The 22,211-nt window shown below is 46.2% G+C and carries 18 protein-coding genes; 12 read left to right on the top strand and 6 right to left on the bottom strand.

From position 1 onward, the window contains the following. Positions 1–96: 96 nt before the first annotated feature. From O59_RS19330 to uca, 4 genes are all read left to right on the top strand, one after another. Complete coding sequence (locus O59_RS19330; RefSeq protein ID WP_040393670.1) at positions 97–867, top strand: ABC transporter ATP-binding protein; 771 nt, start codon at positions 97–99, stop codon at positions 865–867. Positions 868–876: 9 nt separating this feature from the next. Then, entirely contained in the window at positions 877–1,614 is a 738-nt protein-coding gene (locus O59_RS19325; RefSeq protein ID WP_007645772.1) for an urea amidolyase associated protein UAAP1, read from the top strand. Between the two features lie 10 nt (positions 1,615–1,624). Beyond that, positions 1,625–2,302, top strand: coding sequence for an urea amidolyase associated protein UAAP2 (locus O59_RS19320; RefSeq protein WP_007645770.1), 678 nt, complete (start codon positions 1,625–1,627; stop codon positions 2,300–2,302). Positions 2,303–2,400: 98 nt separating this feature from the next. Further along, positions 2,401–6,009 (top strand): urea carboxylase, encoded by a 3,609-nt coding sequence (uca, locus tag O59_RS19315; RefSeq protein WP_007645768.1) that lies wholly within the window; start codon positions 2,401–2,403, stop codon positions 6,007–6,009. A 129-nt stretch (positions 6,010–6,138) separates the two neighbouring features. Here uca and O59_RS19310 read toward each other — a convergent pair whose 3' ends face one another. Then, a complete protein-coding gene (locus O59_RS19310) occupies positions 6,139–8,568 on the bottom strand; it encodes a DUF1631 domain-containing protein (RefSeq protein ID WP_040393610.1) in 2,430 nt (809 codons plus the stop codon). Between the two features lie 194 nt (positions 8,569–8,762). Here O59_RS19310 and nadC point away from each other — a divergent pair, with 194 nt between their 5' ends. The 3 genes from nadC to O59_RS19295 are packed head-to-tail and all read left to right on the top strand — an operon-like array spanning position 8,763 to position 10,425. Next, on the top strand, positions 8,763–9,641 hold the full coding sequence (gene nadC / locus O59_RS19305) for a carboxylating nicotinate-nucleotide diphosphorylase (protein WP_369728959.1): 879 nt from the start codon (positions 8,763–8,765) through the stop codon (positions 9,639–9,641). Further along, positions 9,641–10,021, top strand: a complete 381-nt coding sequence (locus O59_RS19300; protein WP_007645764.1) for a nucleotidyltransferase domain-containing protein — start codon at positions 9,641–9,643, stop codon at positions 10,019–10,021. The genes nadC and O59_RS19300 overlap by 1 nt, the downstream gene beginning before the upstream one ends. Then, complete coding sequence (locus O59_RS19295; RefSeq protein ID WP_007645763.1) at positions 10,009–10,425, top strand: DUF86 domain-containing protein; 417 nt, start codon at positions 10,009–10,011, stop codon at positions 10,423–10,425. Before O59_RS19300 ends, O59_RS19295 begins: the two co-directional genes overlap by 13 nt. A gap of 304 nt (positions 10,426–10,729) precedes the next feature. Here the strand turns inward: O59_RS19295 and tfpZ are convergent, their stop codons facing one another. Beyond that, positions 10,730–11,497, bottom strand: coding sequence for a TfpX/TfpZ family type IV pilin accessory protein (tfpZ, locus tag O59_RS19290; protein WP_007645761.1), 768 nt, complete (start codon positions 11,495–11,497; stop codon positions 10,730–10,732). Positions 11,498–11,578: 81 nt separating this feature from the next. Beyond that, on the bottom strand, positions 11,579–12,076 hold the full coding sequence (locus tag O59_RS19285) for a pilin (protein ID WP_007645760.1): 498 nt from the start codon (positions 12,074–12,076) through the stop codon (positions 11,579–11,581). 317 nt (positions 12,077–12,393) lie between these two features. Here O59_RS19285 and pilB point away from each other — a divergent pair, with 317 nt between their 5' ends. Genes pilB through yacG form a run of 5 tightly spaced genes read left to right on the top strand, consistent with a single transcriptional unit; the run spans position 12,394 to position 17,151 of the window. Next, entirely contained in the window at positions 12,394–14,118 is a 1,725-nt protein-coding gene (gene pilB, locus O59_RS19280) for a type IV-A pilus assembly ATPase PilB (RefSeq protein ID WP_007645758.1), read from the top strand. A 3-nt stretch (positions 14,119–14,121) separates the two neighbouring features. Further along, a complete protein-coding gene (locus tag O59_RS19275; RefSeq protein WP_007645756.1) occupies positions 14,122–15,393 on the top strand; it encodes a type II secretion system F family protein in 1,272 nt (423 codons plus the stop codon). Positions 15,394–15,395: 2 nt separating this feature from the next. Continuing rightward, complete coding sequence (locus O59_RS19270; protein ID WP_040393605.1) at positions 15,396–16,292, top strand: prepilin peptidase; 897 nt, start codon at positions 15,396–15,398, stop codon at positions 16,290–16,292. Positions 16,293–16,318: 26 nt separating this feature from the next. Beyond that, positions 16,319–16,930: a dephospho-CoA kinase gene (gene coaE, locus O59_RS19265; protein WP_007645753.1), complete on the top strand. Its 612-nt coding sequence runs from the start codon at positions 16,319–16,321 to the stop codon at positions 16,928–16,930. An 8-nt stretch (positions 16,931–16,938) separates the two neighbouring features. After that, complete coding sequence (yacG, locus tag O59_RS19260; RefSeq protein WP_007645751.1) at positions 16,939–17,151, top strand: DNA gyrase inhibitor YacG; 213 nt, start codon at positions 16,939–16,941, stop codon at positions 17,149–17,151. Positions 17,152–17,167: 16 nt separating this feature from the next. Here yacG and O59_RS19255 read toward each other — a convergent pair whose 3' ends face one another. The 3 genes from O59_RS19255 to secA all read right to left on the bottom strand — a co-directional run bounded on the left by O59_RS19255 (position 17,168) and on the right by secA (position 22,195). Continuing rightward, the gene (locus tag O59_RS19255) at positions 17,168–18,124 is read right to left on the bottom strand and encodes a Nudix family hydrolase (RefSeq protein WP_007645748.1); all 957 of its coding nucleotides are present in this window, start codon (positions 18,122–18,124) and stop codon (positions 17,168–17,170) included. A 40-nt stretch (positions 18,125–18,164) separates the two neighbouring features. Next, positions 18,165–19,385: a bifunctional glutamate N-acetyltransferase/amino-acid acetyltransferase ArgJ gene (argJ, locus tag O59_RS19250; RefSeq protein ID WP_007645747.1), complete on the bottom strand. Its 1,221-nt coding sequence runs from the start codon at positions 19,383–19,385 to the stop codon at positions 18,165–18,167. Between the two features lie 71 nt (positions 19,386–19,456). Beyond that, the gene (gene secA / locus O59_RS19245) at positions 19,457–22,195 is read right to left on the bottom strand and encodes a preprotein translocase subunit SecA (RefSeq protein ID WP_040393665.1); all 2,739 of its coding nucleotides are present in this window, start codon (positions 22,193–22,195) and stop codon (positions 19,457–19,459) included. Positions 22,196–22,211: the final 16 nt, after the last annotated feature.

Genomic DNA, 22,211 nt, shown 5'->3' with positions numbered 1-22,211 from the left:
CCAAGCAGCAAACACTAGGCGAACAGCACTATGACAATTCTTCCTTTTGATAAAACCATTCTTGAAGAAAAAAGAGCCCAGCAGATGCCAGCACCCATGATTCAGGCAAAAAACTTGTGGAAAACCTACGGCGACAATGTAGTGCTGGAGCGTTTAAATATCAGTGTTAAGGCTGGCGAGTTTATTACCATGGTCGGCACCTCCGGCTGCGGTAAAAGTACTTTTTTAAAAATGTTGTTGGGCATGGAAGTACCCAGCTCGGGTGAGTTGTTACTGGATGGTAAAACCATTCGCAGCGAACCGGATCAATCGCGCGGTATAGTCTTTCAACAGTATTCAGTTTTCCCCCATTTAAGCGTATTGGAGAATGTCATCATCGCGCGTGAATTTGAACGTTCACCGCTGCTGGGGAAATTATTCGGCAAACAAAAACGTGTTGTTATCGACGAAGCAAAAGCATTACTGGATTCCGTCGGTCTCAGTCACTCACTGAACCACTACCCGCACGAATTATCCGGTGGCATGAAACAGCGCCTTGCCATCGCCCAAGCCTTAATTCGCAAGCCACGTATTTTGTTGTTGGATGAACCATTCGGGGCACTCGACCCCGGCATTCGCGCCGATATGCATCAATTAATTTTAAAACTCTGGCAGGAACATCAGCTTACTGTATTTATGGTGACTCACGATTTAAGTGAAGGTTTTTATTTAGGCACGCGGCTGTGGGTATTTGACAAGCTGCGTCGCGACAATCAAGCGCCCACCGCCTACGGTGCAAATATCACTTACGATTTACCGATCACCAAGCGCAGTACAGAAATTCCGGCAGAACTGAAATCAATCGCCCAAGAGCACAACGAAGGTTAAGGTTTACGCATGAGCAACATTCTTTACACCACTACACTGCCCGGCAATGGCCACTGGTCACTGGAATTGCGCCGCGGCAGCTTGATGAAAATTACCGATCTAACCGGCGGCGCGAACGTCGGTATGTTATTTTACAACCCACGCAATTTATTGGAGCGCTACAACGCACCCGATACCCTCAAATGCCAACACACTTTTAAATTGCAACGCGGCAATTGTTTGTATTCGGACATGGGGCGAATTTTCGCCTCGATTGTTGAAGATTATTCGGTGAATGGCGCAGGCAACTGGCACGACACAGTTTGCGGCAATAGCACCGCAGAGATTATTGCGCAGCAATTTGGAAAACGTGATTATCAAACCGATCGCAATCAATGGCTGCAAAACGGTTACGACGCCTTTTTAGTGGAGTTGGCTAAATACGGTTTAGGACGCGCGGATATGGCATCCAACATTAATTGGTTTAGCAAAGTCATCGCCGATGATAATGGCAATATCCACCTCGACACCAATAACCAAGCCGCAGGCAATAGCGTTACGTTGCGTTTTGAAATGGATACGCTGGTGGTAATGCACGCCTGCCCACATCCGCTCAATAAATCTAGCAGCTACCCCTTTACCTCAGTGCAAATTGAATTGGGCGAAGCCGATCCCGTGGGCGATGACGACTACTGCAAAAATTTCCGCCCGGAAAACCAACGCGGATTCCAAAACAACGCACTGTATTATTTGGCAGCGAAGAATTAAGGGGCCCAGCATGTCACTCACACACAGCACTTCACTCAAACACAACGCTTCTCTCAAACAAAGTCATTTACACCCGGAAACGGCCAGCGCGCGCCATCACGTCAAAGCCGGTGATTATTTTTTAGGTGAAATAAAACAAGGCCAAACCTTTCGCATTGTGGATTTGGAAGGCAACCAGGCAGCAGACGTTTTATTTTATAACGCCAAAGACCCAAGCGAGCGCTACAGCGCGATGGATACCATTCGTAGCCAAGGCAATTTATATTTAAGTGCAGGCACCAAACTCATATCCAACGCTAACAATGAATTACTGGAAATTGTTGCTGACACCTGCGGCCGCCACGACACCCTCGGCGGTGCTTGCGCCACCGAAAGCAATACCGTGCGCTACAGCTTGGAAAAACGCTGCATGCACGCCTGTCGCGACAGCTGGATGCTCGCCGTTGCCGAACACCCGGAGTTTGGTATTGGCAAACGCGACATCACCCACAACATTAATTTTTTTATGAATGTACCCGTTACCAGTGATGGCGGCCTCACCTTTGCCGATGGCATTTCCGCACCGGGAAAATATGTGGAGCTGCAAGCGAAAATGGACATTGTGATGCTAATTTCCAATTGTCCACAATTAAACAACCCTTGCAACCGTTACAACCCAACACCGATTGAAGTGATTGTGTGGAATTAAATTAGATTTTTGAAAGAGTAAATAAATACATTCAAATATCTTCAATGGACGACCATTGTCGTAACTAATCCCAGCAGGACGACCTGCCGGAGCAAATCATGTTTACCAAAGTGCTTATTGCCAACCGCGGCGCCATTGCTACCCGCATCATTCGCACCCTCAAAAAACTCAATATTATTTCCGTTGCGGTGTATGCAGAATCAGATGCGGACTCGCTGCATGTACGCCTGGCGGATGAAGCCTATTGTTTGGGTGAGGGCGCTGCTGCCCAGACTTATTTGGATCGCCAAAAAATTATCGCGATTGCGCAGCAAACTGGCGCCCAAGCAATTCACCCCGGTTATGGTTTTTTAAGCGAAAACGCCAACTTTGTGGCGGAATGTGAAGCGGCAGGCGTGGTGTTTATCGGCCCGACTGCGGAACAAATGATTACCTTTGGTTTAAAACACAAAGCGCGCGAATTGGCACAGGCAGCCAATGTGCCACTCTGCCCCGGCACCGATTTATTAATTAATATAGATGATGCCAAACGAGCGGCGGCCACTATTGGCTACCCTGTCATGCTAAAAAGTACTGCAGGTGGTGGCGGCATTGGCATGCAGCTGTGCAATTGCGAAGCGGATTTAATGGGTGCCTTTGATTCGGTAAAACGTTTGGGAAAAAATAACTTCGCCGATGACGGCGTATTTTTGGAAAAATTTATCGCCGCGGCGCGTCATATTGAAGTGCAAGTTTTTGGTGATGGCAAAGGTACAGCGGTGGCGATTGGTGAGCGCGACTGCTCCAGTCAGCGCCGCAATCAAAAAGTAGTGGAAGAATGCCCTGCCCCTAATTTATCGGACACGCAACGCGAAGCCATGCAACGCACAGCCGAACAATTACTCGCCTCGGTTAATTATCGCAACGCAGGCACCGTAGAATTTATTTACGATTCATTAGACGATAAGTTTTATTTCCTCGAAGTAAACACCCGCCTACAAGTTGAGCACGGTGTTACCGAAGAAGTATACGGCGTGGATTTAGTCGAGTGGATGTTGCGCCAAGCCGCTGGAGAATTAGGTGAGCTAAAATCCCTGCGTCAACAACTAACCCCCTCAGGCCACGCTATTCAAGTGCGCGTATACGCGGAAGATCCCGCACTGAATTTTCAACCCTGCGCGGGCTTGCTCAGCAAAGTGTCGTTCCCTGAGCCACAAAATTATCTGCGTATCGATCATTGGATTGAAAGCGGCATAGAAGTCCCCGCGTATTTTGATCCGATGCTTGCCAAAATTATTGTTACAGGTGACAACCGCGAGCAGGCTCTGGAAAACTTAACCAAGGCGCTGGATAACACTTACCTCTACGGCATAGAAACCAACCTTGGTTATTTACGCAGCTTGTTAAAAGACGAAACACTTCTACAAGGTCGCATGACCACGCGTTACTTAAATAATTTTGTATTTAAACCGGCGCGTATCGATGTAATTCAGGGCGGCACGCAAACCACTATTCAGGATTTCCCCGGTCGCACCGGTTATTGGCATGTGGGTGTTCCCACCTCCGGCCCTTTTGATAGCTACTCGTTTCGTTTGGCGAATCGCTTGTTAAACAATTGCGAAACGGCTGCTGGTTTGGAAATCACCCTGCAAGGCCCCGGATTAAAATTTGGTTGCGACACTAAAATTGTATTAACGGGTGCGGAAATTGATGCAAAACTCGATGGTCAAATAATTCCGCTGTACGAAGTGATTGAGATAAAAGCCGGGCAACAATTACAGCTTGGGCGAATCAGCGATAAAGGCGCGCGCAGTTATTTAGCCGTGGCGGGCGGCATTCAATGCCCCGATTACCTCGGCGCAAAATCCACTTTTACACTCGGCCAATTTGGCGGCCACAATGGCCGTGCGTTGCGTGCGGGCGATGTGCTATCACTCGACGAAAAAAATTGTAACCCCAAGATTACAACTCCTAAATTTAACGACCAGCTGAAGACAGAAATTAACAACACCTGGCAGCTACGCGTTATCTATGGCCCCCACGGCGCGCCGGATTTTTTTACAGAAAAAGACATCAACACGTTTTTTGCTACTGACTGGGAAGTGCACTACAACTCCAGCCGCACCGGTGTGCGCTTAATTGGTCCAAAACCAGAGTGGGCACGCAGCTCCGGCGGTGAGGCGGGTATGCACCCCTCTAATATTCACGATAATGCTTATGCCTTTGGCACGGTGGATTTTACTGGTGATATGCCCGTTATTCTCGGGCCGGATGGTCCCTCACTTGGCGGTTTTGTCTGTCCCGCCACGGTAATCAGTGCCGATTTATGGAAACTCGGACAAGTGCGTGCAGGCGATAAAATTCGTTTTGTACCTGTCACCATTGCGGATGCAGTTGTTATTGAAAAAACGCAAAACGAATCGCTGCAAACATTGGCATCCGTCAATTGTAGTTGGCGCATCACCATTCCCTCCTCACCAATTGTAAAAACTCTCGCCGCCACTGAATTTGGTGAAGATATTGTTTACCGCGCGGCGGGTGATCATTTTTTATTGGTTGAATACGGCGTGCTTGAGTTGGATATAAAACTGCGCTTTCGCGCTCACGCGTTAATGCAATGGTTAGAGCAAAATACACTCGCTGGTTTACGTGAATTAACACCGGGCATTCGCTCACTACAAATTCACTACGACAGCCAGCAATTATCCCTCGCACAATTATTAGCACACCTTGAAGTGGGCGAACGCGCGTTAAAAACACAACTCGCCCAATTAAGTGTGCCCTCGCGCATTGTGCACTTGCCGCTCAGCTGGGATGACGAAGCGTGCCAATTGGCCATTCAAAAATATATTCAGTCAGTACGTGCCAATGCGCCCTGGTGCCCAAGCAATCTGGAGTTTATTCGCCGCATTAATGGCCTGGACTCCATCGCCGACGTTAAGAACATTTTATTTAGCGCCTCCTATTTAGTCATGGGCTTGGGCGATGTGTATTTGGGCGCGCCAGTCGCAACGCCTGTAGACCCGCGCCACCGTTTAGTCACCACAAAATACAACCCCGCCCGCACCTGGACGGCAGAAAACTCTGTCGGGATAGGAGGTTCTTATTTATGTGTATACGGTATGGAAGGCCCAGGTGGATATCAGTTTGTCGGGCGCACATTGCAAATGTGGAACCGCTATCGCCAAACGAAAGAATTTAAACAACCCTGGTTGCTAAACTTTTTTGACCAAATTCGTTTTTATGAAGTCAGCGCTGAAGAATTACAAACGATTCGCAAAAACTTTCCACAAGGGCGCTACCCACTAAAAATTGAAGAAAGCCATTTTAGCCTAAGCGAATACCAGCAATTTATCGAGCAGAATGAGCCATCGATCAATCAGTTTACCCAACAGCGGGAACAAGCATTTGATGAAGAACTAGCGCGCTGGCATGCCAACGGCCAATTCAATTATGAACAGGAAGAAATAATAGAAGAGCATAGCGAAACCGAATTTCCCGAAGACGCCATTCGCATCGACAGTTCAGTGTCGGGCAGCGTATGGCAAACACAAGTAACCGTCGGGCAAGAGGTGAACGCGGGGGATGTGTTATTGATATTGGAATCGATGAAAATGGAAATTAACATCACCGCCAGTTGCTCCGGCAAAGTCACTCATCTGTTAAAAACCGATGGCGCACGCGTGCAAGCAGGGCAAACATTGGTGGTGCTGGCTCCCTCCCTTTGACAAAGGGAGATTGGCAGGGATTTAAAGACACCTCCTAACACCCTAGCTCCCCTTTTTTAAAAGGGGAAATAAAAACGCCTCCCTTTGTTAATGGGAGGCGTTTTTATTTTACGCACAACAATTCGTCGATTAACTCAAGGTACGCTGATCACGCAAACTACCAATCACCGCTTCCAGTGCACGATCAAACAACATGCCATCATCCAAAATAGTTAAACGTTTGGTTTGTAATGCAATCGCCAAACTTTCACGACTTTCTTCGGCGACTTTCATTCCGGAGCGGTTAACAAAAATATATTTTCCTACCGAGCGAATAATTGCCGCTAAACGGCAACGGTATTTTTCTCCAGCTTCACCCTGCATTTCAAACCAGGTACCTTGGGTAATATTGTTTACCAACGCCAGATGTTGTGGGTCAGCAATTACTTCTTGTATGACAGGCTCTGCCACATGCTCCTGAACCAACTCGGAAGTAGCTTCTGATTCAGAAGCCGGAGCGACTGCCACTACAGATTCCACAATTTCTGCCATTACCGGAGCAACAGGAGCAACCGCCACAGACTCCTCTACCTCAACTGGCGATACAGCAGCAGGCGCTGTTTGTGATCTTGCTTGGGCATCAGCCATTGCCGCTTTCATGCTTGCTGCTTTGGCGACCATCTCTTGCGTTTTAGCGGCAAGATCCATGGTAGGAGCCACCGGTGCCGCAGGTGCGATAGGTTTGGTGTCGCCACGCAAACGCGCCAAGTGAACAATTTCCAATTGTTTAAATAAATTGCCCGTCTCAAATGGACTGAACGAAATACTCTCTAAGCCCGCACGCAACTTCTGTAACAACTCGGGAACCAATTTCAATAATTTTTGACGGTTGTCTTTATCCATCGGCGCCACAACGCTCCAGACCAATTGCTGGGCAGTGAGTGTACAACGACGCCACTCTTCACTTTCAACACCTTGTTTGAGCGAGGTAATAAACATCACATTGGCCCAAGCCTCACGCAATAACTTAGTCACAGCCAAGGGCAAGTCGCGGCCAACGGTAATACGATTTAATTCTGCATCCACTTGCGCGCGCGCGCGCTCGGATTTGGCTTTACCGTCTTCAGCATCAATGGTGCGCTGTTCAAGAATTTGTGCACGACGCTTTTCTTTATCCAGATACGAGCGGAAATCCACCAGCAAACGTTCGAAAATACCAATATCGGTATCAAACTCGGCAAGGATGGTCTGCACCATTTCTTCCATTTTTGCAAACAGGGTATCCTTGCGTTGATTCTCATCGGTCGGTTCTTGCCAACCTAAACAGGCCATCGCCATTTCATTTAATAAGCGGCGTGCTGGGTGCCCACCTTTACTAAAGAAAGTCTTGTCCGCAATGGCGACTTTTACCATTGGAATTTGCAAGCGACCAATCAACACTTTCATGGGCGCCGCCAAATTGCGGTCATCCAGAATAAACTCAAACATCATGCTAACCAGATTAATAACATCATCATCAATCTGATTGATTGCCGCGGTCGTTTGCGTTTCACTGTGTAATAAATCAGTTAGAAAACTGCGCAAATTGGCCGGGCCAGCGCTGTTTACGGCCAAGGTATTTTGCTGCTGCGCGAGCGACAACATTTTAATCAAGTCCTGAGTATTGATCTCATCACCAGGAACTTGATTGCGCGGCGCACTTCTATTCGGGCCTAATAAATTACGAAGTTGGTTTAATACTTGTCGGGTTTGATCATCGTAATGATTCATCCCACCACTCAACTCCGCCGTCAACCCCTGTCCAAAATTGTCAGCAGTATGACTAGACGAGGTGTCAGGACGCTTCACGGGGCGCAGCTCAGATTTGAGCGATGGCAAAATATTGGCATCAATTAAAGTCTGGTTGAGCACCTCAAATAACTTGCCCAACTTACTCATCATCACATTGTCAAAAATTTTGTACATGACCAGCTTGGCTTTGAGATCTATGCTCAAAGATTCCGCCGCATCAGTAAATGCGCTGCAAATAACATCCACACCCAAAGGATTATTTTTTTGATAAACCTTGGTTGGAACCAAGTGGTCAATGCGCAAAGTCAGGTGCTGGATAAGTTCGGCAAACTGCTCATTCGCTTTATTCACCATCCCCTCTACAGCAACCATTTCCTCCAATTCATCATTTTTTACAATCGACAACTCATCCAGCGAAACAGCCTTTTCCGCTGAACGCTTTTCATCTTTGTAAGCACTGGGGTCTAACAGACGCGCAAAACTGATATCAATAGTACGGAAAAAAGAATTCTCTATAGCGCGGCGGCGGATACGCACTTCGCGCATGGAATCAAAGAAAATGTTCTGATCCTGATTGTTGTTCGCCTTATCCGCCAGTTCAAACATGGCATCGTCAATGCGATCAAACAGCTCGCGCAGATAAAGCTGCAATTGCTGACGAGCCTTATCACGCAAGGAGTGCATGGGGGCAGGTAAGCGCGCCAGCACAACGGGCTGAGTGACGGGGGCGGGACGCTCAGTGACTAGCTGAACCACCCTATTAGTGTCTGACTTCATCTGTTCACTCATGGTGAATTACCATTGAAAGAAAACTTGCATAAAGGGAGTATAACGAAGGCAAAGACACATCAAGCAGGCAAATGATAAGATCGAGAGACATATCACAAATGGCTATAACCATACCGTTGGCTTACCCCTTTTAAAGTTCCTTTTGGAATTAGACAAAGAGAAAGACGCCAAACTGGTCGTTTATTGCCACATTTATGCACATTAATTCGACAACCACTATGATCATCAATCACAAGATAAATCTGCACACTCTGACCTCCGACATTACTCAATCGGTCACTTTTGCCTTAGCAGAGGACATTGGCAGCGGCGACATTACTGCCCAACTAATACCCACTGAACAACAAGCTAATGCCCGGGTAATAACCAGAGAAGACTGTATTTTTTGCGGCAGGGCTTGGGTGACCGAGGTTTTCAAACAGCTCGACCCACAGGTCACTATTGAGTGGTATGTAGACGACGGACAAGCCGCGCCAGCCAACAGCACACTTTTTACCCTACACGGGAGCGCCCGCAGCCTGTTAACCGGTGAACGCACTGCACTGAATTTTGTACAAACACTCTCAGGCACAGCGACCATTAGCCACCATTACGCCCAACAAGTGGCCCACACCCAAGTCAAATTGCTCGATACCCGCAAAACCATTCCCGGTTTGCGCACAGCCCAGAAATACGCTGTCGCCTGCGGTGGCTGCCACAATCACCGCATCGGTCTTTACGATGCCTTCCTTATCAAAGAAAACCATATTGCTGCCTGTGGCGGCATAGCAAAGGCGATTGCCAACGCACATCAAATCGCCCCCGGCAAACCGGTTGAGGTAGAAGTAGAAACCTTTGCAGAATTGGATCAAGCCCTAGAGGCAGGTGCAGACATCATCATGCTCGACAACTTCAGCATCGAAGACATGAAAAAAGCCGTTGCCATTAATGCAGGAAGAGCGAAATTGGAAGCATCGGGCAATATCAACGAACAAACTTTGGTGCCGACAGCAGAAACCGGAGTGGATTTTATTTCGATTGGTGGACTAACAAAACATTGCAGGGCGGTAGATTTGTCGATGAGGGTTTTGTGATGGAAGAGCAAAAAATTATTGCAGCGCTAGAAAAGCATCCCGAAATAAACATAGCTTATATCTTCGGCTCAGTAGCCAAAGGTACGGCCAGACCAGATAGCGACCTGGATATTGCAGTTCAAGACAGTAAACCCCTTACCACCGAGCAATACATCGCATTGGTTGAGGACCTTGCGATTGCAAGTGGACGCGCTATTGACCTTATCGATCTAAAAACAACTGGCGTACCTTTATTAGGAGAAATTCTGCAAGGCCAAAGGCTTTTAGGCAGCGATGCAGACCACGCCGAACTCATTAAACGCCACCTGTTCGAAAGCGCAGACTTTTTACCTTATGTAGAACGAATGCTTACAGAGAGAAGAGCACAATGGACAAAATAATTATCAATAAAAAACTGGATTCACTTTATCGCTGCATTAAACGGATTGAAGACAAATGTCCGGCGAATGCGAGCGAACTTAAAACTAATATTGATCTGCAAGACGTTATTGTGCTTAACCTCAGCCGCGCCGTGCAATTGTGTGTAGATATAGCCGCACACTCACTAACAAACTCCAGCCAGCCAGTACCAAACACCATGAGTGAAACATTTCAGCGCCTTGCAGAACAGAACCTGATTAGCTCCCACCTCGCTGACCGTTTAAAAAAATCCGTCGGCTTTCGCAATTTAGCGGTACATAATTATCATGATTTGAACTGGGATATTGTATTTGCTGTTGCATCAAAACATTTGGAGGACTTTAAAGAGTTTGCCAAAAATATAAGCGCCATAACAAACTCGTAGAAAAATCATTGATGACAACCAAATGAGCAATGCTAAATAACATGACAAAAACCGTCGCCATTAATGCAGGAAGATCGAAACTGGAAGCATAAGGCAACATCAACGAACAAACCGAGGTACCCACCGCCGCAACCGGAGTGGACTTTATTTCGATTAGTGGGTTGACTAAGCATTGTAAGGAGGTGGATTTGTCGATGGGGGTTTGTGATGGAATCTGATGCGGTTGTTACAGGTTCAGAAAAACACTGGGCGGTATAGTTTACGTTTTGGACACCAAACGTTGCATAAAAAACATAACAAATGCTTAAAACCCATCCACATTAGCAAACCCAACCACGCCCAAACTTCTTAGCTCAACAAATACAACCCAATCAGAGTGCACTCGACCTTGGAGCGGAAGATAACCGAGGTCAACTTCTGATAGCGCAGTTTTTGCCAGCGCATCAACAATGATCTGATTTTTATTTGGATTTTTTTGTTTCAGTTCCGCTATGGATTTTACTTTTTGTAAAACCTCCTCTCGCTTATCTAAATAAGGAAGCCAATATTTCGGCTGAAACGAAACCTCAACACCGCTCATCGCAAGCTCCACTGCACGAACAAAGTCTTTATCACCTGACTTGGGTACACGGGCAGAAATGATTTTGGGGCCTGTCATACTTAAACCTTGCAACTCTTTAGGTGCTTGATGCAGATCAGCAACCTCAATGTCAGCAACTGATACAACCCTAAAACGATCCACTTCAAAAACCAAAAAAACGGGCCTTGAGACTGATACCGCATAGACCCCATAGCAAAGAGCAGCTAACTGAATAAACGCTATAAAACCCAAGTCTCGCACCAGCTCTGCTTTAGGCTTTTTCTTGCTAAAAACAACAAACGTAAGTAACGGTCCACAACAGACATCCACAACCATTACCAAAATAAATAAATCCCAACCTCCTGCAACTTCACGGTAAGGGAAAGGAAACCATAAACCAAATACCAACAAGGCAGCCACAATACCCAGAGCCAAACTCAACCCAAGGTGAACTACAAATGCCTGCACTTTAATTTTTAGATCCAATAACATCTCTACGACCCAAATAAAAAAGGCGGAATAGAATTATTCCGCCTTTTAACTACGTTTTCTGAGCAATCAGCTCTTACTAAATTATTGACGGCAAGCTGAAGGACGATATTTTTGCTCTACAGGTGTTGGGCCTGGAGTTGCACAATCCCAAGTAATATTAGCACCAGCGCTAGCAGCAGCAGATAAATCAGCTGGCGTTGGAGTTATCGTAATCAAATTATTACCTGCAGGGACCACTGCAGGTTTATAGTTAATTGTAATTACACCAGCAGCATCACTAGTGACGGAGGCAACATTGCGGTTAGCAACCATAGCTGCCTGAGCTGCATCCATTGGCGTAGCACCTAGCGTCGCACAAGTAGCAGCATCGGTACAGGCTTTGGTAGCAGGACCACGGGACTGATGAGTTTCAACGATTGCAGTCTTTAATGCACTTGCCAACACCAAACCTTCGGAAACTTTGGTACGGATTGTGTAATCCTGATAAGCAGGCAAAGCAACGGCGGCCAAAATACCGATAATTGCAACTACGATCATCAGTTCGATCAGGGTAAAGCCTTGTTGAATAGTTTTTTTCATAATGAAACTCCAAAGGATTATTGAATTTAAAACAACACACAATTGGAGTAGAGCAACTGCTATGCCAACAAGAACCCCCCTTCAAAAACCCGACCAATGCGAGATGCGCATCACAAAATCCGACTTTCTTTGCAGCAACGAGAAAAAGACAATCTCCCCAAACAGACACTAACTGACATTTTTTGTCACTCCCCAGCAATCATTGGTTAATTTGGCAGGCAGGGTTAGGCTCTACCCGCTGTTAGCTGCTAGAGTTGGGATAGTCTTGGCGCATATAATCGTTTCACTTATAACACTCGTAACTCACGGCATACCAGATGAATAATCCAACACCTGTGTCATTAAATGGACTAGCCCGCAGACTCGTCGCGGATAGCATCATAGAAGTAGAGCTCGCAACCAAAGCGGTCATTCAAGCAAAGAAGGATAAAATACCCTTTGCACAACATCTGGTTGCCAAGGGCATTGTGGATGCGCGCACCCTGGCGTTGATCGCTTCCGAAGAATTTGGCTCTCCTGTTTTTGATTTGAATGCGCTTAATAAGGACATGATTCCGCAAAAGCTGGTGGACGATAAGCTGATTCGTAAACACCACACACTGCCTATTGCTCGCCGCGGTAATCGCCTGTTCCTTGCTGTTACCGACCCTACCGATTTACACGCACTGGACGAAATTAAATTCAACACCGGCATTAATACTGAGGCCGTATTAGTTGAAGCAGACAAACTTCAAGTCGCGATAGATAAGTATTTGAACGCGCAAGAGGAGTCATTGGGCGACGCACTAGGTGGTCTTGATGACGATATGGACGAACTGGATGTTCAGGCGGTCAGCGACACAGCAACACATGATGACACCAGTGAAGCCGATGAAGCCCCTATTGTTAAATACATTAATAAAGTTTTACTGGATGCAATCAAAGGTGGCGCGTCCGATGTCCACTTTGAACCTTATGAAAAAAGTTACCGCATTCGCTTCCGTACCGATGGTGTTTTACACGAGGTGTCTCGTCCTCCGGTAAACCTTGCATTTCGTATGGCGGCGCGTTTGAAAGTCATGTCGCAAATGGATATTTCTGAACGTCGTTTGCCACAAGATGGCCGCATAAAATTAAAAGTTTCCAAAACTCGCGCTATCGACTTCCGGGTAAATACCCTGCCCACCTTGTTCGGCGAGAAAATTGTATTGCGTATTCTCGATCCCAGCTCCGCCAAATTGGGGATTGATGCATTAGGTTATGAAGACGAGCAGAAAAAACTCTATATGGATGCTCTGGCACAGTCGCAGGGGATGATTCTGGTAACTGGCCCAACGGGCAGCGGTAAAACCGTGTCGCTCTATACCGGTTTAAATATTTTAAATACTAGCGAAGTAAATATTTCTACCGCGGAAGACCCGGTGGAGATTAACCTTGAAGGTATTAATCAGGTTCAAATGAACTCACGTGTTGGTCTTACCTTCGCTGAAGCACTGCGCTCCTTCTTGCGCCAAGACCCTGACGTGATTATGGTGGGGGAAATTCGCGACCTTGAAACCGCCGAAATTGCAATAAAAGCATCACAAACAGGTCACTTGGTTTTATCTACTTTGCACACCAACTCTGCGCCGGAAACGCTGACTCGTTTGTTAAATATGGGGGTACCAGCATTTAACGTTGCAACAAGCGTGAGTTTGATTATTGCCCAGCGTTTGGCGCGTAGACTGTGTAGTGCCTGTAAAAAACCAGCAATCGATATTCCTGCCGACATACTTACCCAAGAAGGTTTTGATGAAATTGGGATTCCGCGGGCGGAATTTCAATTGTTTCACCCCGGCGGCTGCGAGAAGTGCAATAACGGCTATAAAGGACGCGTGGGGGTATATGAAGTGGTTCGCATCACCCCAACAATTGCCAACCTTATAATGGAGGGCGGCAATTCATTGCAAATTGCACGCGCCGCCAAAGAAGCGGGTTTTAATAATTTACGGGTATCTGCATTGCGCAAAGTTGCAATGGGACTAACCAGCCTCGAAGAGGCCAACCGAGTCACCAAGGATTAATCCATGGCACTAACTACGACAACAAAATCGGCAAGCAAAAGCAAAGTAGCTGCCAGACCTAAACAGATAGCCACTACCAATACCTATATCTATAAAGGTATTGATAAAAAAGGCAATAAAATCCAGGGCGAAATGAATGGCGGCAGCCCTACTATCGTGAGAACACTGCTCGCCAAGCAGGGAATTACTGCCAAATCAGTTTCCAAAAAAGCCAAACCATTGTTTGGTTCTAGCGGTAAAGCAATAAAACCTGCAGATATTGCCGTTTTTTCTCGCCAAATGGCTACTATGATGAAGGCAGGTGTTCCACTTGTGCAGGCATTTGACATAGTTGCGGACGGATTGGAAAACCCAAACTTAAAAAAGCTGGTACTACAGATTAGAGACAGCGTAGCGGCAGGTAGTGGTTTTGCAAATTCTCTACGAGAGCACCCCAAATATTTTGACGACCTATTTTGTAACCTTGTGGATGCAGGCGAGCAGTCAGGTGCATTAGAAACAATGCTCGACAGAATCGCAACATACAAAGAAAAAACAGAAGCATTAAAAGCAAAAATAAAGAAAGCTTTAACCTACCCCATTGCGGTAGTAGTGGTAGCCATTATTGTTACCGGAATACTGCTTGTAAAAGTTGTACCGCAATTTGCCGAAACATTTAGCAGCTTCGGCGCAGACTTACCCGCATTTACATTATTTGTACTGCACCTTTCCGAATTGGCCCAAGCCTATTGGTTCATTATTTTAGTCGCAATGATTGCTAGTGTTTTTGGTTTTAAACTTGCTGTAGAGCGGTCTCCTGCACTGGCCTACGCTGTAGATAAATATATTCTGAAACTTCCGATTATTGGGCAAATTATTTACTTATCAGTAATGGCACGGTTTGCACGTACACTGGCAACAACTTTTGCTGCCGGTGTTCCGCTTATTGACGCACTAACTTCCGTAGCAGGTGCAGCAGGAAATAGGATTTACAGTGAAGGAATTATTAGGGTCAGAGAGGATGTATCAACGGGGATACAATTAAACACAGCATTAAAAGCACGCGCCATATTTCCAACCCTTTTAATTCAAATGTCTGCAATTGGTGAAGAATCGGGCGCTCTTGATGCGATGCTGGATAAAGTCGCCGTTTATTACGAAGAAGCCGTAGATAATATGGTGGACAGTTTAACCTCATTATTAGAGCCAATAATTATGTCGGTTCTAGGTGTACTAGTTGGCGGTTTGATGATCGCCATGTATCTCCCAATCTTCCAACTCGGTGCGGTTGTATAAACGTGACTCTATTTTCTGCTCTGCATGCCTACCCAATTTTGGGCATGGCTTGCGCCTTAGTCCTAGGTTTACTAGTTGGTAGTTTTCTAAATGTTGTTATTTATCGCCTACCAAAAATGATGGAGCGCGACTGGCAAAACCAATGTAAAGATTTTCTCGCCAGTGATAGCAATATAGCTGCACTTCCCTCACAAGACGAAAAGCAGGAACCATTCAATTTAATGGTTCCTGCATCGCGCTGCCCTGGCTGCGGGCATAAAATTCGCGCATGGGAAAATATTCCAGTTATTAGTTATTTATGCCTTGGCGGTAAGTGTTCCAGCTGCAAAACGGCGATTTCTATTCGCTACCCAATTATTGAAATTATTACCGGTGTTCTCTCGGTATTTGCTATTGGCTATTTTGGTATTAACTGGAATGGGCTAGCCGCGCTAATACTCACTTGGTCACTCATCGCGTTGACCATGATTGATATAGACACCTATTTGTTGCCCGACGATATAACCTTGCCATTGCTGTGGCTGGGCTTGATTGTTAATAGCTTTGGTGTATTTACCGATTTACCCAACGCATTGTGGGGGGCAATTGCAGGTTATATGTCTCTGTGGCTGGTATACCAGACCTTCAAGCTGGTGACCGGAAAGGAAGGAATGGGTTTCGGGGATTTCAAATTGCTGGCTGCACTGGGCGCATGGATGGGCTGGCAAATGCTGCCGCAAATTATTTTACTGTCATCGTTGGTAGGTGCAGTAATTGGCATCGCGATGATAATAATGCGTGGACGCGATAAAAATATTCCAATTCCCTTTGGCCCCTACCTTGCTATTGCAGGCTGGATTGCATTCATATGGGGAGACACCATCAATCAAACTTATTTGAAGTTATTTGTCACTAACTAAGAAACGGTATCAAGGGGCTCAGTAAAATGATTGTTGGGCTTACTGGCGGTATTGGCAGCGGCAAATCGCAAGCAAGTAAACGCTTTGCAATGCACCGGATCACTGTTGTTAATGCAGATATCGTTGCTCGCGAAGTAGTAGTGCCTGGGAGCCCTGCGCTGCAATCAATTGCCCAGCATTTTGGCAATCAGGTTATAGAAACCGACGGCAACTTAAATCGACGCAAACTACGCGATATTATTTTTAAAACTCCCACCGAAAAGCAATGGCTCGAAGCCTTGTTACATCCACTAATAAATTCCGAAATCCGTCGCCAGCTAAATGCATCAACCAGCCTTTACACCATACTTGAATCACCGCTCTTACTTGAAACCAAACAATATGAAATGGTGGATCGCATATTGGTTGTTGATGTCAGTGAGATGGTACAAATAGAGCGAGCCAGCTTGCGTGATAACAGCGATGCGCAACAAATAAAAGCGATTATGGAGACGCAGTTCAGCCGCCAGGAACGCTGCGCGCGCGCGCATGATATTATTCAGAATCATGGGAGCATTGATGAACTTAATCAGCAAGTGGATAAACTACACGAGCTGTATTCAGAGCTCGCTCAACTCGAAACCACTTCAGCGCAGTAATTGTATTTATGTCGACTATCGATCAAAAAACTGACTTGAGCAGTTTGAAACTTACCTGCCCTACCTGTAAAAAAACAGTGATTTGGAATGATGAATTTCCCCACCGCCCTTTCTGCAGCGATCGCTGCCGCCTGATTGATTTGGGGGAATGGGCCAGTGAAAGCCATCGGATTGCAGGAGACAATCTGGATATTAATTCAGAAGATGAATCACAACACTAAGGTGAATTTTAACTACTCACCACCAGGCACTAATACTCGCTATTCCCTGTGCGCCATTAGCGCGAGCTTCACGAATATCTTTATCAGAAACACCACCCAGTGCATAAACCGGCACATTTGCCAACTCTACCAATCGTGAAAACTGCGCCCAACCTAGTGGCGTGACATCTGGGTGGGATGCAGTGTTTTTTACAGGCGATACCAGTAAATAATCTGCACCGATAGTTTGAGCCTGTTCAATTTCCTGCGCGTTATGACAAGACACACCCATTAATAGGTTATCCTCTATCGGGCGCTTGGTTAGTTGAGCAGCCTCATGACGATTTAAATGCAGGCCTGCTTTTATATGCGGAAACAAATCCTGCATTTGCTTAAAAATATCAACAGGTACATTTATTTGCAGCTGTACTTTGTATAAGGCGGTCAAGTCGGCAACAACACTCAATACATCTTGGTGGTGAGTGAGAGAAAAACCGGGAATGCGTAGCTGTAAAACACCAACCCCAGTCTCCAGAACTTCCGTCACTCTCTCAATAAAACCATGCTCATCGATAAGAGGGCCAGTAATCGCGTAGGTCGAGGGCAGATTGATTGCAGAAATAATGGGGCGATTTGCAGCGGGAAACTCAAACTGATTCAGTTGCTTAACATCCACCCATTCAATTGGCTGCCCCTCGTTACCACGAGCAACGCCAGAAAAACGAGTAATGCGATGCACATCCAAAAGTACAGACTTGTCAGGGTAATGATGCCGAATTTGGATCAGTGGTTCGCTGCCAAGCACACCAATATTTAATTCTTCGAGCAACTCGCGCACCAGCGCTTGCTCTATAGTTTCGCCAGCATCAACCTTACCGCCGGGAAACTCCCAGAGCCCGCCTTGATGCGCACTATCAGGGCGCTTGGCGATAAGAATCTTACCCTTACCATCGCAGATAACACCGACGGCAACATGTACCAATTTACTCACCATCAATATTTACAATTCGTTGAGCCAAGAATTAGAACTGCCATTACGAGCGATAATCAGCATTAATGCGCACATACTCGTAAGACAAGTCAGTAGTCCAGACAGTTTCTGCAACTTCACCACGCCCCAGATTAATGTTAATAGCAATCTCAGCTTGGCTCATCACTGCCTGCCCTTGCGCCTCTGTATAACTTTTAGCACGACCACCGTGCTCAACAATCAGCGTATCATTCAAATGGACACGAACTTTTGTTGCATCCAAATCCGGCACACCGGCATAACCAATAGCCGCCACAATACGCCCCCAGTTGGGATCCGAGGCAAACAATGCAGTTTTAATCAGTGGTGAGTGAGCAACCGCGTAAGCAACGTCCAGGCACTCATCGCGATTTGCACCACCACTCACGGCAACAGTGACAAACTTGGTAGCGCCCTCACCATCACTCACAATACTTTTAGCGAGATGAATGTGCGCGGCCAGAATAACGTCGTGCAGCTTTTCATAGAGCTCACCCGTTGCTTCGGTCACTTCCGGAACATCCACCTGGCCGGTTGCGATTAAAATGCAAGAATCGTTAGTGGAAGTATCGCCATCGATAGTAATGCGATTGAATGATTTATCGGCAGCTTCACGTGCAAGTGTCTGCAATAGTGGTTGTGCAATTTTTGCATCAGTTGCGATGTAACCCAGCATGGTTGCCATGTTGGGTTTGATCATGCCAGCACCTTTGGAAATACCATTCACAGTAATTGTTTTACCTTGATATTCAAACTGCTGACTAAATCCTTTCGGCCGGGTATCGGTAGTCATAATGCCTGCACCGGCATCATCCCAACCGTTGATATTTACTTTTTGTAGCGCTTCAGGAATTACCGCTGTAATTTTTTGGACAGGTAAAGGTTCGCCGATTACACCGGTAGAAAATGGCAGTACTTGCTCTGGAGTAACACCCGTTAATTCTGCAATGGCAGCGCAAGTTGCTTTCGCGTCCATTAAGCCTTGTTCACCAGTACAAGCATTTGCATTGCCAGAGTTGATAACCAAAAACCGAATAGGTGCTTTGGCTAAGTGCTCCTTACAGACAGTGACAGGGGCCGCGCAAAAAGCATTTTTAGTGAAGACCCCCGCAACACTACTGCCCTCTGCCAACTCCAGTAGCACAACATCGCGACGCCCAACTTTTTTAATGCCGGCACTCACTGCAGTTAGTTTTACACCTTGAACAGGGTGCATTTGAGGAAACGGATAATCACCAACAGCCATAACTTTCACTCGACAAAAAATTGTTTTTACTCAAAAAAAATTCATATAACAGAGCATCACACCCAAGGATTTTACTCAAGGGCACCATGACAGCTTTTGAATTTCTTGCCTGACCCACATGGACAAGGATCATTGCGACCTACTTTACGGCCTTCCCGCACTACAGGAGAGGGCGTGCGCGGTACAGCTGTTGGCTGAGGCTCAGGTTCAGCCAATGCCGAAAGTTCATCGTGACGAAGCTGCATTTTTTGACGAGCTAACTCTTCGCGACGCTGATTTTCCATTTCTTCCATTTGTTCGCGAGAGATCGGTTCAACACGTGCCATTAAGTAAATAGTTTCACGCTTTACTGTCATCAGCAAACTTTGGAATAACTCAAAGGATTCGCGTTTATATTCTTGCTTCGGATTTTTTTGTGCATAGGAGCGCAAATTAATTCCCTGACGGAGGTGATCCATAGTTGCCAAGTGATCCTTCCAAGCATTGTCCAACACCTGCAACATTACCTGTTTTTCAATTTCCAGCATAATGTCGCCAACGCGCTCGCACTTAGCATCATAGGCTCCCTGAATTTCGGCGAGAATTTTCTTGCGCAAAGTTTCTTCATGTAAGCGCGTATCCTCTTCTAACCATTTGGCAATCGTGAGATGCAAACCAAAGTCCATTTCAATTTGTTTTTCCAAACCAGCAACATCCCACTGGTCCTCAATAGATTGAGGCGGAATAAAACCGTTAATCACATCTTCAACAACTTCTTCACGAATCGCCGTAATGGTTTCGCGAATAGATTCTGCATCTAATAATTCGTTGCGCTGATGATAAATTATCTGCCGCTGGTCATTTGCTACATCATCAAATTCCAGCAGCTGTTTACGAATATCAAAGTTGCGGCCTTCAACTTTACGCTGGGCTTTTTCAATCGCATTGTTAACCATGCGATGCTCAATAGCTTCGCCTTTTTCCATGCCCAGCGCCTGCATAAAGTTACGCACACGCTCGGAGGCAAAAATACGCATCAAATTATCTTCAAGCGATAAATAAAAGCGCGTCAAACCCGGGTCACCCTGACGACCGGCACGTCCACGCAACTGATTATCGATACGGCGCGATTCGTGGCGCTCAGTTCCAATAATATGCAAACCACCGGCAGCCAACACTGTTTCATGGCGCTGCTTCCAATCGGTTTTTATAGCATCGATTTGTTCTTGACTAGGGTTCTCCAGCTTGGCAATGTCAGATTCCCAGCGACCGCCCAACACAATATCTGTACCGCGGCCAGCCATGTTAGTTGCAATAGTGACAGCACCCGGACGCCCAGCTTGCGCAATAATTTCAGCTTCCTGTGCGTGAAACTTGGCATTGAGCACTTGATGCTTAATACCTGCTTTGGTCAAACGGCGCGACATTTCTTCGGAGGTTTCAATAGATGCAGTTCCCACCAGAATGGGCGCATTTTTCGATTGAAACGCTTTAATATCCTCCACGATTGCCAGATATTTTTCTTCCAGCGATAAGAAAACTTTGTCATTCATGTCCAAGCGCTGTACTGCACGATTGGTAGGAATAACAACTACATCCAAACCATAAATTTCACGAAATTCATAAGCCTCGGTATCGGCAGTTCCGGTCATACCAGAAAGGGTTGGATATAAACGGAAATAATTTTGGAAGGTTGTGGATGCCAATGTTTGGCTCTCGCTTTGAATCGCAACACCTTCTTTGGCTTCAATTGCCTGATGCAAGCCTTCAGATAACCGACGACCAGGCATAGTGCGGCCAGTGTGTTCATCGATTAAGACAACCTGACCTTCCTGTACGATGTATTCAACATCCAAATGAAATAATGCATGGGCGCGCAACGCCGAATTCACATGATGTAACAATGCTAAATTATTGGCTGCATAAAGATTTTGATCTGGCTGCAACAAACCAGCTTGGATCAACAAATCCTCTACGCGCTGGTGACCGTCTTCCGTCAGTTCAACCTGACGCGATTTCTCATCAACCGTAAAATCGCCTGGCTCAGAGATAACACGACGCTCACCGTCTTCACCGTTATCAATTTGGCGCTTGAGTTTCATTACCAATTGATTCATGCGCTTGTAAAGTTCTGAACTATTTTCTGCAGCGCCAGAAATAATGAGTGGTGTACGCGCCTCATCGATAAGAATCGAGTCAACTTCGTCGATTACTGCAAAATTTAATGGGCGCTGAACTTTATCGCGCTTACTAAGCGCCATATTGTCGCGTAAATAATCAAAACCATATTCATTATTAGTACCGTAGGTAACGTCTGCAGCATAAGCAGCACGTTTAACTGCCGCAGGCTGCATGGATTGGATAACACCAACGGTCATGCCGAGAAACTCATATAAAGGCATCATCCAGTTTGCGTCACGGCTTGCCAGATAATCATTCACTGTAACAATGTGAACACCTTTACCCGCCAATGCATGCAAGTAACTTGGGAGTGTTGACACTAGGGTTTTACCTTCGCCGGTACGCATCTCCGCAATGCGTCCTTCGTGCAGAGTCATGCCACCAATCATTTGCACATCGAAATGGCGCATGCCCAATGCACGTTTACTCGCTTCGCGCACAGTGGCAAACGCTTCTGGCAACAAATCATCCAGAGTTTCGCCCTTGCTGTAACGCTCACGAAACTCAATGGTTTTTGCCTTTAATTGCTCATCGCTGAGCTTTTGCATTTCAGGTTCAAAGGCATTAATACGCGCCACAGTTTTATTCATGCGCTTCAATTCGCGCTCATTTTTTGAACCAAAAACTGCCTTTATTAACTTACCGATCATGATAAATACCGTAATA

The organism is Cellvibrio sp. BR, from assembly GCF_000263355.1.
GTDB lineage: Bacteria > Pseudomonadota > Gammaproteobacteria > Pseudomonadales > Cellvibrionaceae > Cellvibrio.
This window is presented reverse-complemented; position numbering and strand designations above follow the sequence as displayed.

What these genes read in the sequence shown, in the direction of transcription:
- O59_RS19330 (WP_040393670.1), top strand. Translation starts at nt 97, where the DNA reads ATGATTCAGGCAAAAAACTTGTGGAAAACCTACGGCGACAATGTAGTG.
- O59_RS19325 (WP_007645772.1), top strand. Translation starts at nt 877, where the DNA reads ATGAGCAACATTCTTTACACCACTACACTGCCCGGCAATGGCCACTGG.
- O59_RS19320 (WP_007645770.1), top strand. Translation starts at nt 1,625, where the DNA reads ATGTCACTCACACACAGCACTTCACTCAAACACAACGCTTCTCTCAAA.
- uca (WP_007645768.1), top strand. Translation starts at nt 2,401, where the DNA reads ATGTTTACCAAAGTGCTTATTGCCAACCGCGGCGCCATTGCTACCCGC.
- O59_RS19310 (WP_040393610.1), bottom strand. Translation starts at nt 8,568, where the DNA reads ATGAGTGAACAGATGAAGTCAGACACTAATAGGGTGGTTCAGCTAGTC.
- nadC (WP_369728959.1), top strand. Translation starts at nt 8,763, where the DNA reads ATGCACATTAATTCGACAACCACTATGATCATCAATCACAAGATAAAT.
- O59_RS19300 (WP_007645764.1), top strand. Translation starts at nt 9,641, where the DNA reads ATGGAAGAGCAAAAAATTATTGCAGCGCTAGAAAAGCATCCCGAAATA.
- O59_RS19295 (WP_007645763.1), top strand. Translation starts at nt 10,009, where the DNA reads ATGGACAAAATAATTATCAATAAAAAACTGGATTCACTTTATCGCTGC.
- tfpZ (WP_007645761.1), bottom strand. Translation starts at nt 11,497, where the DNA reads ATGTTATTGGATCTAAAAATTAAAGTGCAGGCATTTGTAGTTCACCTT.
- O59_RS19285 (WP_007645760.1), bottom strand. Translation starts at nt 12,076, where the DNA reads ATGAAAAAAACTATTCAACAAGGCTTTACCCTGATCGAACTGATGATC.
- pilB (WP_007645758.1), top strand. Translation starts at nt 12,394, where the DNA reads ATGAATAATCCAACACCTGTGTCATTAAATGGACTAGCCCGCAGACTC.
- O59_RS19275 (WP_007645756.1), top strand. Translation starts at nt 14,122, where the DNA reads ATGGCACTAACTACGACAACAAAATCGGCAAGCAAAAGCAAAGTAGCT.
- coaE (WP_007645753.1), top strand. Translation starts at nt 16,319, where the DNA reads ATGATTGTTGGGCTTACTGGCGGTATTGGCAGCGGCAAATCGCAAGCA.
- yacG (WP_007645751.1), top strand. Translation starts at nt 16,939, where the DNA reads ATGTCGACTATCGATCAAAAAACTGACTTGAGCAGTTTGAAACTTACC.
- O59_RS19255 (WP_007645748.1), bottom strand. Translation starts at nt 18,124, where the DNA reads ATGGTGAGTAAATTGGTACATGTTGCCGTCGGTGTTATCTGCGATGGT.
- argJ (WP_007645747.1), bottom strand. Translation starts at nt 19,385, where the DNA reads ATGGCTGTTGGTGATTATCCGTTTCCTCAAATGCACCCTGTTCAAGGT.
- secA (WP_040393665.1), bottom strand. Translation starts at nt 22,195, where the DNA reads ATGATCGGTAAGTTAATAAAGGCAGTTTTTGGTTCAAAAAATGAGCGC.